Genomic DNA, 12,686 nt, shown 5'->3' on the forward strand with positions numbered 1-12,686 from the left:
TCAGGCCAGGGCGGCGCGGATGAGCGCGGCGGTCTCGTCGGGATTGGGGTCCCGGCGCACCACCAAACCCTTGGCGAATGAGAGCTTGTCGCCGTTGTGCCGCGGCACGACGTGCAGATGAGTGTGGAACACGGTCTGCATCGCGGCCCGGCCGTCGTTGACCAACAGGTTGACCCCGTCGGCTCCGAGTGCGCCGCGCATCGCCGTGCCCACCCGCTGGCCGACGGCGAAGACCTTGCCGCCGAGTACCGGATCGAGGTCGACGAGCCCGCCCGAGTGGGCCCGCGGGACGATCAGGGTGTGGCCGCGCATGACCGGGCGGATGTCGAGGAAGCCGACGACGTCGTCGTCGGAGTAGACCTCGCGGGCCGGGGCCTCGCCGGCGGCGATCGCGCAGAAGATGCAATCGGACATGGCCGGGACCCTACCGGATTCGACGCGGGGGAGTTTGATAACGATTTGATAACAAGTCGACGTTGCCGCTGGTCGAAGGCATGGTTGGCACGCTGGGCGGCGTGAGCAGGACGTTCGACTGCGCCCTGTGATGCGCGTCACGCGGGCGGAAATGTTACTCGTCAGACTACTGGCGAGTATACCGACGGGTCGCCCTAAAACATGAGGGTCTCCTCATTTTCTCGTGCGACGATGGTCTGCGATTCCCCGTTTAAGTCTGTTGCTGAGGAGCACGCCTGTGACCATCGACCAGGAGCACACCACCGCTCGAACCGACGCCCGACGCGCGCCCGAGGCACTCATCGACCGCATTGCCGACGGCGAGGCCTACGCCGTCGCGTTCGGCGGTCAGGGCACTCCGTGGCTGCCGACCCTGGCCGAACTGGTCATCGATGCGGAGTTGCACCGGCACTTCGAGCAGATCCTCGTCGCGTCTCGGCGCCTGCTCGAGCCGGTCGCCGCGGAGCTGTCGATGGCCGCCCCCGACGGGTTCGACCCGCTGCGCTGGGTGGCGCTGCTCGACGCCGGCGATGCCCTCGACGACGGGGCCGGCGAGGCGGACCACGGCTACCTGCCCGACGACACCGCCCTACGCGCCGCGGCATCGTCGGTGCCGGGCATCCTGTTGGCCCAACTCGCGGCGTTGACCTCGTTGCGCAAGCAGGGACTCGACACCGACCAGTTCCCGCCGTCCAGCGTCGTCGGCCACTCCCAGGGCTGCCTCGCCGTCGACTCGGTGCGGGTCGGGGAGAACCTCTCCGACGCCCCGGGAGAGGGTGCCCTCGTGGCCCTGGCCCGGCTCATCGGCGCGGCCGGCACCGTCGTCGCCGCGCGCCGCGGGCTCGGCTCGGCCGCCGCGGGATCGCCGATGCTGGCGATCACCAACGCCGCACCCACCCGAGTGGAAGAGATCCTGGCCGACTACCGGAACGAGGCCGCCGAGGGCGAGCGCGGTCTGCCCGTGGTGGCGCTGCGCAACGGCCGCCGCGGAGTCGTGCTCTCCGGCTCCCCGGTCCACCTTGCCGCGGTGGCGGCCCGGTGCGAGCAGATCGCCGCACAGGAATCCGACGAGCGCAAGCGCAAGCTCACCGGCGGTGCGCCGTTCGCGCCGACCTTCGACCCGCTCGACGTCTCGGTCGCCTTCCACCACCCGGAGATGGCCGAAGCGGTCGATCTCGTCGTCGACTGGGCGCAGCGGTCCGGCCTGGACCCCGAGTGGGCCCGCCGACAGGCCGCCGCCGTCCTCGTCGACCCGGTCGACTGGGTCGCGGTGGTCGACGAGGTCAACGCCGACGGCGCCAAGTGGGTCCTCGACTTCGGTCCGTCCGACGTGGTCACCCGCTTGACCGCGCCCCTGGTCCGCGGTGCCGGAATCGGCGTCATTCCCGCCGCACTGCGCGGCGGCCAGCGTAACCTGTTCGCCCCCGGCGGGGTCCCCGAGGTGGCGCACCGCTGGGAGAGTTTCGCCCCCCGGCTGGTCGAGCTGCCCGACGGCCGCACGGTCGTCGACACCGCGTTCACCCGCCTGACCGGGCGTTCGCCGATGCTGCTCGCGGGCATGACGCCGACGACGGTGGACCCGGCGATCGTCGCCGCCGCCGCGAATGCCGGGCACTGGGCCGAGCTGGCCGGTGGCGGACAGGTCACCGAGGAGATCTTCGACGCCAACGTCGCCCGCCTGACCGAGCTGCTCGAACCCGGCCGACAGGCCCAGTTCAACGCCCTGTTCCTCGACCCCTACCTCTGGAAGCTCCAGCTGGGCGGCAAGCGCCTGGTCCAGAAGGCCCGCGCCCAGGGGGCGCCGATCGACGGGGTGATCGTCTCGGCCGGGATCCCCGAGCTCGACGACGCCGTCGCGCTCGTCGACGAGCTCGTCGAGGCCGGACTGCACTACGTCGCCTTCAAGCCGGGCACCGTCTCCCAGATCCGCGACGTGGTCCGCATCGCCGCCGAGGTGCCGCACCACCCGGTGATCGTCCAGATCGAGGGCGGCCGGGCCGGCGGACACCACTCGTGGGAGGACCTCGACGACCTGCTGCTGGCGACGTATGCGGAGTTGCGCGCCCGGGCGAACGTGGTCATCTGCGTCGGCGGTGGGATTGGCACCCCCGAGCGTGCCGCGGAATACCTGTCCGGACGCTGGTCGCTCGCACACGACTACCCCTTGATGCCGCTGGACGGCATCCTGATCGGCACCGCCGCGATGGCCACCGCCGAGGCGACCACGACCCCCGAGGTCAAGCAGTTGCTGGTCGACACCGTGGGTTGCGACGACTGGATCGGGGCCGGTCACGCCGACGCGGGCATGGCCTCGGGCCGCAGCCAGCTCGGCGCCGACATCCACGAGGTGGACAACAGCGCATCGCGCTGCGGCCGCCTCCTCGACGAGGTGGCCGGTGACGGGGATGCCGTCGCGGCCCGCCGCGACGAGATCGCCGAAGCCCTCTCGCACACCGCCAAGCCCTACTTCGGCGACGTCGCCGCGATGACCTACGAGCAGTGGCTGCGCCGCTATGCGGTCTTGGCCGTCGGCGAGCGCGAAGCCGTGCTGCCGTGGGCCGACATCACGTGGGAGCAGCGGTTCGTCCAGATGCTGCAGCGCGCCGAGGCCCGGCTGCACGAGCTCGACCGGGGCGAGATCGCGGCCCGGTTCGCCGATGCCGCCGATCCGCACGGTGTGATCGACCGCCTGGTGGCGGCCTATCCCGCCGCTGCCGCGGACATCCTGCACCCCGCCGACGTGGCCTTCTTCCTCGACCTCTGCAAGACCCCGGGCAAGCCGGTCAACTTCGTCCCGGTGATCGACGCCGACGTGCGCCGCTGGTGGCGCAGTGACTCGCTGTGGCAGGCCCACGACCCGCGCTACCGCGCCGACGAGGTCTGCGTGATCCCGGGCCCGGTCGCCGTTGCCGGCATCACCGTCGTCGACGAGCCGGTCGGCGCGCTGCTCGACCGGTTCGAGGCGGAACTCGTCGGGCAGCTGACGCAGGCCGGCGAGCCGACCACGCCGGTCGACGCCCGCCGCCGCGACTTGGCGAGCCAGGCCGGACCGATCACGGCACTGCTGTCCGTGGCCGACGTCCGCTGGGCCGGTCGTATCGTCCCGAATCCCGCACTGCGCCTAGGTGATCCGGACCGGTGGGAGATCCTCGGCGAGGATCTGGCCGAGCACGGCCCGTCCGGGGCCTCGCTGCGCCGCCGCGGCGAGGACCGCTTCGACCTCATCGTGCCGATCGGCGCCACCACCACGGTGATCCCGCTGTCGGTGACCGCGGCGCTGCTCGACGGCGGTGCCCCGATCGTCGGTGTCGACGACGCCGGTGCGGCCATGGGCGAGATCGTCCGGATCGCGGCCGGGGGCGAGCTTGCCGACGTCGCGGCGGCCGAGTCGGGGGAGCCGACCGCGCGGACCGACATCGACTGGAATCCGGACCTGGCCGCCGACCACCGCGGCGTGACCGCCGCCTCGTTGCCGGCACCGCTGGCGACGGAACCGGGCCTCACCGTTCCCGACGCCCTCGTCGGGCTGACCTGGCCGTCGGTCTTCGCCCTGATCGGCGCCGCCCGCACCGATGCCGGCGCCCCCGTCGTCGAGGGTCTGCTCGACCTGGTGCACCTCGACCATGCGATCGCGCTCACCGCGCCGATCCCGTCGAACCCCGCCACCCTGACCTGCACGTCGACGTTGCGCGGCGTCACCGACACCACCGTCGGACGGGTGCTGACCGTCGACGTCGAGCTCGCCGACGGCGACTCGACGGTGGCGGTCCTGCACGAACGCTTCGCCATCCGCGGCCGCCTCGGTTCCGGCGAGCTCGACGACCCGGTGCGTGCCGGCGGACTGCCCGACGATGAACGCGACGCCACCCGCAAGTTCGTGCGCGCGGCCACGATCGCCGCACCGCGGTCGATGAACGGCTTCGCCCTGGTGTCGGGGGACCACAACCCCATCCACACCGATGCCAACGCCGCGGCCCTGGCCGGCCTCGGTGAACCCATCGTGCACGGCATGTGGCTGTCGGCCGCGGCCCAGCAGGTTCTCAGCGCCCGCGACGGCCGCCACGGCGGCGCGCCGCGCGGCATCGAGGGGTGGACCATCCGCTTCCTCGGCATGGTGCGCCTGGGCGACCAGGTCGCCGTGCGCGTCGACCGCGTCGGCCTCGACCGGGGCCGCGACGTCGTCGAGGTGACGATGAAGGTCGACGGTGAACTGGTCGCCGCGGCGACGGCACTGCTCGCCGCCCCGCGGACCGTGTACGCCTTCCCCGGCCAGGGGATCCAGAGCAAGGGCATGGGCCTGGCGGCCCGGGCGCGCTCGTCCGCGGCCCGCGACGTCTGGGACCGCGCCGACGCCCACACCCGCGAGGCGCTCGGATTCTCCATCCTGGCCGTCGTCCGCGACAACCCGACCACCCTCGTGGCCAACGGGACGACCTACCACCACCCCGACGGTGTGCTGTTCCTGACCCAGTTCACCCAGGTGGCCATGGCCACGCTCGGCGTCGCCCAGGTTGCCGAGTTGCGCGAGGCCGGCGGCTTCGTGGAGAACGCGATCACCGCCGGGCACTCGGTGGGCGAGTACAACGCCCTGGCCGCCTGCGCGGGCGTGCTTCCGCTCGAAGCGGTGCTCGAGGTCGTGTTCCAGCGCGGTGAGGCGATGCACCACCTCGTGCCGCGCGACGCCACGGGCAACTCCGACTACCGCATGGCGGCCATCCGGCCCAGCCAGTTCGGTCTCGCCGACGACGAGGTGGACGCCTTCGTCTCCGGGATCGGGCAGGCGGTAGGTGAATTCCTGGAGGTCGTGAACCTGAACCTGCGCGGCTCGCAGTATGCGATCGCCGGCACGGTGGCGGGCTTGAAGGCCCTCGAGACCGAGATCGAGCGCCGCGTCGCCGAGTTCGGCGGCAAGCGCGCCTTCATCCTCGTCCCGGGCATCGACGTGCCGTTCCACTCGACGGTGCTGCGCGACGGCGTGCCCGCGTTCCGGGAGCGCCTCGACGCCCTCCTGCCTGAGCACATCGACCCGGCGATCCTCGTCGGGCACTACATCCCGAACCTGGTGCCCCGCCTGTTCAACCTGGGCCGCGAATTCATCACCGAGATCGCCGAGTTGGTGCCGTCGGAGCCGCTGAACGCGGTTCTCGCCGACTTCGACTCCTGGTCGGCGCGGCCGTCGGAGTTGACCCGCATCGTCCTGATCGAATTGCTGGCGTGGCAGTTCGCCTCGCCGGTGCGCTGGATCGAGACCCAGGACCTGCTCTTCGGTCCGACTGGGCAGGGCGGCCTCAACGTCGCCCGGTTCGTCGAGGTCGGCGTGAAGTCGGCACCGACGCTGTCCGGGCTGGCCGCCAACACGCTCAAGCTCGACCGGTTCGCCGCCGCCGACGCGGAGGTGCTGAACTTCGAGCGGGACACCGCCGTCCTGCTCGCCGCCGACGAGGGCGCCGAGCCGGAGCCCGAGGTCGACGTGGTCGAGTCGGAAGGGGCTTCGGCCACTCCGGCGGCCGCGGCCGCACCGGCCACCCAGGCGCCCGCACCCGCCGCGCCGGCGGCGTCCGCGGGTCCGCGTCCCGACGACCTGCCGTTCGCCCCGGCCGACGCGGTCCGTGCCGTCATCGCGCAGTGGACCAAGATCCGGGTCGAGCAGATCGGCGCCGCCGACACCATCGAAGCGCTGTGCGACGGGGTCTCCTCGCGCCGCAACCAGCTGTTGCTCGACATCGGGGCCGAGTTGGGCCTGGGCGCGATCGACGGGGCCGCCGAGGCGCCGTTGAAGGCGCTCGGCGAATCGGTCAACACCTTGGCGCGCGGCTACCGCGCCCTGGGGCCGGTGCTCACCGACGCCGTCGGCGACCAGCTGCGTCGCATCGCCGGGCCGCTGGGCAAGCGGCCGAACTACCTGACCGAGCGGGTCGCCGATGTGTGGCAGCTGGGCGCCGGGTGGGCCACCCACGCCGCGGTGGCGGTGGCACTGGGCACCCGTGACGGCGACAGCGTCCGCGGTGGTGCGCTGGGCGATCTGGCCGACGGTGCGGTCGGCAACCTGGCCGCGCTCGACGCGGTCATCGACCGGGCGGTGCAGTCCGTCGGGGCCGCCCACGGCATCCCCGTCGCACTGCCGGCGACCGGCGGCGAGGCCGGCGGCACCGTCGACGCCGCGGCGTTGGGCGAGTTCGCCGAGCAGGTCACCGGCTCCTCCGGGGTGTTGGCCACGGCCGCCCGGACCATCCTGCGCCAGCTTGGTCTCGACGACACCGCCACGGGCGCCCTCGACGTCGACGAGGAGGCCGCAGTGTTGGCCGACCGGGTCGCGGCCGAGCTCGGCTCCGACTGGGCGCGGACCGTCACCCCGGCCTTCGACGACCGCCGTGCGGTGCTGATCGACGACCGGTGGGCCAGTGCCCGCACCGATTTGGCACAACTGTGGCTGGTCGGTGCCGACGAGTTGGGCGCCGAATTCACCGAGCGCACCGAGGCGTTCCGCGGGGCCGGCCAGACGATCGCCGAGCATGCCGCGTGGTGGCAGGGCCGGGCGCTGGCGCGCAAGCACGACGTCCACGCGCGGGTCTTCGGTCAGATCGCGGAGGCGGCGCAGGACCCGACTCCCGGCGTCCACGCCGAGGACATCGCGGTCGTCACCGGTGCCGCCGACGGGTCGATCGCCGGATCGGTGGTCGCCGGGCTGTTGCGGGGCGGCGCGACCGTGATCGCGACGACGTCGCGGCTCAACGCCGACCGTCTCGACTTCTTCAAGAAGCTCTACCGGTCCAACGCCCGCTACCGGGCGGCGCTGTGGGTGGTGCCGGCCAACCTGGCCAGCTACGCCGACGTGGACGCGCTGGTCGAGTGGATCGGCGACGAGCAGTCGCAGACCCTCGGCGGGGCGACCGAGGTCACCAAGGCCGCGATGCGCCCGACGCTGCTGTTCCCGTTCGCCGCCCCCCGGGTGGCCGGCGACCTCACCGACGCCGGGGCACGCGCCGAGGCGGAGATGAAGGTGCTGCTCTGGTCGGTCGAGCGCATGATCGGCGGCCTGTCGGGCCTGCACGCCGACCACAACATCGACGCGCGGTTGCACGTGGTGCTGCCGGGTTCGCCCAACCGCGGCATGTTCGGCGGTGACGGCGCCTACGGCGAGGCCAAGGCCGCCCTCGACGCGGTGGTCACCCGCTGGTCGGCCGAGTCGTCCTGGGGTTCGCGGACCACGTTGGCCCACGCGTTGATCGGGTGGGTGCGCGGCACCGGCCTGATGGGCGGAAACGACCCGATGGTCGCCGCCGTCGAGGCCGCCGGCGTGCGGACCTGGAGCACCGAGGAGATGGCCGCCGAACTGTTGGCACTGTGCACGCCCGAACAGCGCGATGCCGCGGTGACCGCGCCGCTGCAGGTCGACCTGACCGCGGGCTTGGACCCGTCCATCGACCTGAAGGCGCTGGCCGACGCGGCCGCTGCGGATGCCCCGGCCGAGAGCGTCGAGACCGATGCGGTCCCGGCCGCTGATGCCATCGACGCCCTGCCGTTCCCGGCCCGGGCGCCGGAGGATGCGCCGGTGTCTTGGCCCGAGGTCGGGGTGAAGCCCGAGGACCTCGTCGTCATCGTCGGCGCGGGCGAGGTCGGGCCGTACGGCTCGGCGCGCACCCGCTTCGAGATGGAGGTGTCCGGCGAGTTGTCGGCGGCCGGCGTCGCCGAGCTCGCCTGGAGCACCGGGTTGATCACCTGGGAGGAGAACCCTAAGCCGGGCTGGTACGACGCCGAGACCGGCGACGCGGTGCCCGAGTCGCAGATCGCCGACCGCTACCACGACGAGGTCGTGGCCCGGTGCGGCATCCGGCGCTACGGCGACGACGGGGCGATGATCGACAACTCCTCACCGTTGTTGGAGTCGGTCTTCCTCGACGAGGACCTGACGTTCACCGTCGCCTCCGAGGAAACCGCGCGGGCCTTTGCGTCGGCCGATCCCGAGCACACCCGGATCGCCCCGGTCGCCGACACTGGCGAGTTCACCGTCACCCGGTTGGCCGGAACCGAGATCCGCGTGCCGCGCCGGTTCGAACTCAGCCGTACCGTCGGCGGCCAGATCCCGACCGGTTTCGACCCCGTGCGTTGGGGTGTGTCGCCGGATATGGCGAGCTCGATCGACCGGGTCGCGCTCTGGAACCTCGTGGCCACGGTGGATGCGTTCCTCTCCAGCGGGTTCACCCCCGAGGAGCTGATGCGCTGGGTGCACCCGACCTTGGTCGCCAACACCCAGGGCACCGGTATGGGCGGGATGACCTCCATGCGGTCGCTGTACGTGGACACGCTGCTGGGCGAATCCAAGGCCAACGACATCCTGCAGGAGGCGCTGCCCAACGTCGTCGCGGCGCACGTCGTGCAGTCCTACATCGGCAGCTACGGCTCGATGATCCACCCGGTCGCCGCCTGCGCCACCGCCGCCGTTTCGGTGGAGGAGGGTGCGGACAAGATCCGGCTGGGCAAGGCGTTGTTCGCCGTGACCGGTGGCTTCGACGACCTCGGTATCGAGGGCATCGTCGGGTTCGGCGACATGTCGGCCACCGCCGACTCCGCGGCGATGGCCGCGCGCGGGATCGACGAGCGCCGCTCCTCGCGGGCCAACGACCGCCGGCGCGGCGGATTCGTCGAGTCGCAGGGCGGTGGAACGGTCCTGTTGGCGCGCGGCGATGTGGCGGCGCAGTTGGGCCTGCCGGTGTTGGGCGTGGTCGCCTTCGCGCAGAGCTTCGGCGACGGGGTGCACACCTCGATCCCGGCTCCGGGCATCGGCGCGCTCGGTGCGGCCCGCGGTTCGGCGGAGTCGCCGCTGGCGGTGGCGCTGCGCGAATTGGGTTGCGGCCCAGACGATGTCGCCGTGGTCTCCAAGCACGACACGTCGACCAAGGCCAATGACCCGAATGAGTCGAAACTGCACGAACACCTCGCCTCGGCGATCGGGCGCAGTAGCGGCGCGCCGCTGTTCGTGGTGTCGCAGAAGGCGCTCACCGGTCACGCCAAGGGCGGTGCTGCGGCCTTCCAGCTGATCGGGCTCTGCCAGGTGCTGAACTCCGGGCTGATTCCGCCGAACCGAAGCCTCGACTGCGTCGACGACGCGCTCGAGCGTTACGAGCACCTGGTGTGGCCGACGAGTCCGTTGGCGATGGACGGTCGGTTCGAACTGAAGGCGGGTCTGCTGACCTCCCTCGGGTTCGGGCACGTGTCCGGTCTGATCGCCGTGGTGCACCCGGAGGCGTTCATCGCCTCGCTACCGGAGTCGGAGCGCGAGGCCTACCGCGCCCGCCGCGCCGAGCGGCTGCGCGACGGTCGGCAGCGGATCCTCCAGGCGATGTGCGGCGGGGACCCGGCCTACCGCCGGCCGTCGGGCCGGCGGTTCGACGACACCGCCGCCCAGGACGAGGGGGCCCAGGAGGCGGCGCTGCTCCTCGACGACGAGGCGCGCCTCGACGCCGACGGCGCATATCGGACGGGCTGCCACCGGTGACGGTGCTCGGCGTGGGGCTCGACCTTGTGTCGATCCCCGAGTTCAGCGAGCAGTTGCGCCAGCCGGGCACCCGGTTCACCGACGCTTTCACCGCCGGGGAGCGCCGGGACGCGCGGGCCGGTGCCGGTGATGCCGAGCGCTCCTTGGCGGCCCGTTGGGCCGCCAAGGAGGCGGTGATCAAGGCGTGGTCGGTGAGCCGTTTCGCACGGCGACCGGCGCTGCCGATGATCGTGCACTCCGACATCGAGGTGGTGACCGACAACTGGGGGCGTCCGGCGATCCGACTCTCCGGCGCCATCGGCGACTACCTGGCCCAGGCTCGGATCCACGTGTCGTTGACCCATGACGGCGACACCGCGGCAGCGGTCGTCATTCTCGAGGAGTCCCTCGGCGACGACGAGTCATAGTCCCGGTCCCGGCTCAGGCGGCGAGGAGCCGTTCGAAGCCGGCTTCGACGAGCGAGCCCGGCGGTCGGGTCGACTGGCCGATGGGCGCTGGCCGCGTGCGGTGCATCCTCGGCGGTGGCCGGCGATCGGGTGGGGGATCGGCGGTGTGCCGACTACCGAGAAACGCCGCCGGGTTGTGCACCGGGTTGGTCGCGAAGGGCTGGTCGGTGCCGGCCGGTCGCCAGCCGATTCGCCCCTCGTCGGGCCCCTCGGTGATCACCGCGGTTTCCCACTGGCCCGGTTTGGTCCCGACGTTGCGGTTGTCGGGCCCGCAGGCACCCGTCATCTCGCTGACGTTCGTGTTGCCACCCTTGGCGAAGTCGAGTGCGCCGTGGTGGGCCTCGGTGCGGCTGAACGGCTCGGTACAGCCGGGTCGGGTGCAACCGAGGTCGGAACCGAAGATCGCGAGCCGTTGGGGCAGGGTGGCCAAGCGCTTGCCGCGCCAGAAGTCCAGGACCACACGTGTGCCTCCCTTGAACACCTCGAGGTAGGGGAGGGCGTCGGCAGCGAGGGTGATCAAGTCGCCGACCGGCACCATCGTTCCCGTCGCGGTGAGTGCCACGCCGGCCCGGCGGTGCAGATCCTCTCCGTCGACAGTGATCACCAGCTGCGATGGGATCCGGTCGGGCGGGCCATAGGCCTCGTGCCCGAGGAGCCAATCCAGTCCGAGCTCGAGGGCGTCCACATTGCGCTGGGCGGCGCTGCGCGCATCGCGCTGTACCGACTGCGAGAGGGTGTCGCGGTCGGCTTCGCCGAGCTCGGCGACCGAACCCGCCGGACTGCCGGGGTCTTCCGGGTTGTTCATTCCCGGCGCGGCCCAATTGTCCAGCAGGACTTCGAGTTTGGCGCGTGCGGCGGGTGTCAGCCAGCCGCTGATCCGACTCATGCCGCGGATGTCCTGAGGGCCCAGTGTCAGGCCGCGTTGGCGTCGGCGATCGGTGTCGTCGGTGAGCGAGCCGTCGGGATCGAGATGCGCGAGTAGTCGCGTGCCGATCGCGCGCAGGTCGACCGGGGCCATCTCCCGTGCCGCGGTGGCCATGATGCCGACCGCGGTGTCGACCTCGTCGGGCGGCGTGTTCCGCGGCACCTTGGCCATCACCTGCTCGATCTCGTGGACCGCCTCGGCCGAGATCATTCCGTCGGCGACCCCATCGGCGACGGGCTCGCGCTTGGGCGGGAGCTTCTCCCCGGTCATCGACGTGAGGATTCCGATGGCCTGGGCCACCTCCGCCCGTCGATTCGCCGCCGACGCACCCAACCGCTGCGCCTGGGCGTAGTACCGCTTGACCGACGTGTGCCCGGCGGTGCGGAACAGCTCGCGATCGGAGACCTCCACCAACAGGGCCGCGTTGGCGCCGTCGGCCCGTCGCCACGCGGCTTCCAGCGTCGTGACGGTCTCGAGGACCTGATCGTCGGGGGTCAGGCCCAAGGGCATCGCTGCGAGCCGGCTGATGGCCGCGTCGATGATCTGTGCGAGCCCGAGGGCGGTGTCGGGTAGGTCACCAGGTGCCGACGCGGCAGTATCGCTCATTGGATAATCGCTCGCTGGATGATCGTTCACCGGATTCACCCCCTCCCGCCTGCGCTTTAAAGCATGCAATCGAACGTATGTTCATACTAGCGCATAAGGCTGACAAGCGTCGGGTCGATTCAGTTTTCCAGCTTGTCCTGTTCGCGGAGGAGATAGCCGCCGAGCATCCGTTTGAGTTCGGTGACGGTGGCCTCGTGGTCCTGGCCGGTCTGGACCGAGAAGCTCAGCGCGGAGTACACGGTGTGGACCAGCAGCCGGGCCATGGTCTTGCGCCGCTCGCGTTGATGCGGGGTCAGCGGCGCCAGGATGTGTTCGAGGCGCTCGGCGAGCGCCTGCTCGTTGAGGACCGCGGTGGCCCGGGTGGCCGGCGTGGATTGCACCGCCAACCAGACCGCCCGGCGCGACGGGTCGTGCTGCCACAGCGCGGCGAGGTGGTCGAGGAACCGTTCGAGAATATTGGGCCAGTCCAGCGAGGGGATGGCCGAGCCGAGTTCGGCCAGCTCGGCTTGGACGCCGACCGTGTCTTGCCGGTCCAACTCGCAGACGATCACGTACTTGTTGGCGAAGAACTGGTAGAGCGTTCCGATCGGGACGTCGGCGCGCGCAGCGATCTCCTCGCAGGTCATCGACTCGAATCCGACGTCGATGAGGAGCTGCCGGGCCACGGCGAGCATGGTCTCGAACTTGCGCCGGCTGCGCTCCTGGGTCGGCCGCCGTCGGGGGACCAGGGGAGTCAACGGGTCGCGCATGGCCGACGGGG

At 71.6% G+C, this 12,686-nt stretch carries 5 protein-coding genes; 2 read left to right on the forward strand and 3 right to left on the reverse strand.

Annotated elements, in window-relative coordinates:
- Positions 1-414 carry an HIT family protein gene (locus tag nbrcactino_RS07625; RefSeq protein ID WP_161926808.1) on the reverse strand — a complete coding sequence of 138 codons (414 nt, stop codon included), beginning with the start codon at positions 412-414 and terminating at the stop codon, positions 1-3.
- 277 nt (positions 415-691) lie between these two features.
- On the opposite strand from nbrcactino_RS07625, the gene nbrcactino_RS07630 reads away from it, so the two are divergent.
- Positions 692-9,949, forward strand: a complete 9,258-nt coding sequence (locus nbrcactino_RS07630) for a type I polyketide synthase (RefSeq protein ID WP_161926809.1) — start codon at positions 692-694, stop codon at positions 9,947-9,949.
- Entirely contained in the window at positions 9,946-10,356 is a 411-nt protein-coding gene (acpS, locus tag nbrcactino_RS07635; RefSeq protein ID WP_161926810.1) for a holo-ACP synthase AcpS, read from the forward strand. The genes nbrcactino_RS07630 and acpS overlap by 4 nt, the downstream gene beginning before the upstream one ends.
- A 13-nt stretch (positions 10,357-10,369) precedes the next feature.
- Here the strand turns inward: acpS and nbrcactino_RS07640 are convergent, their stop codons facing one another.
- Positions 10,370-11,926, reverse strand: a complete 1,557-nt coding sequence (locus nbrcactino_RS07640) for an HNH endonuclease signature motif containing protein (protein WP_161926811.1) — start codon at positions 11,924-11,926, stop codon at positions 10,370-10,372.
- A gap of 119 nt (positions 11,927-12,045) precedes the next feature.
- Positions 12,046-12,675 carry a TetR/AcrR family transcriptional regulator gene (locus tag nbrcactino_RS07645; protein WP_161926812.1) on the reverse strand — a complete coding sequence of 210 codons (630 nt, stop codon included), beginning with the start codon at positions 12,673-12,675 and terminating at the stop codon, positions 12,046-12,048.
- Positions 12,676-12,686: the final 11 nt, after the last annotated feature.

Source organism: Gordonia crocea (genome assembly GCF_009932435.1).
Classification (GTDB): domain Bacteria; phylum Actinomycetota; class Actinomycetes; order Mycobacteriales; family Mycobacteriaceae; genus Gordonia; species Gordonia crocea.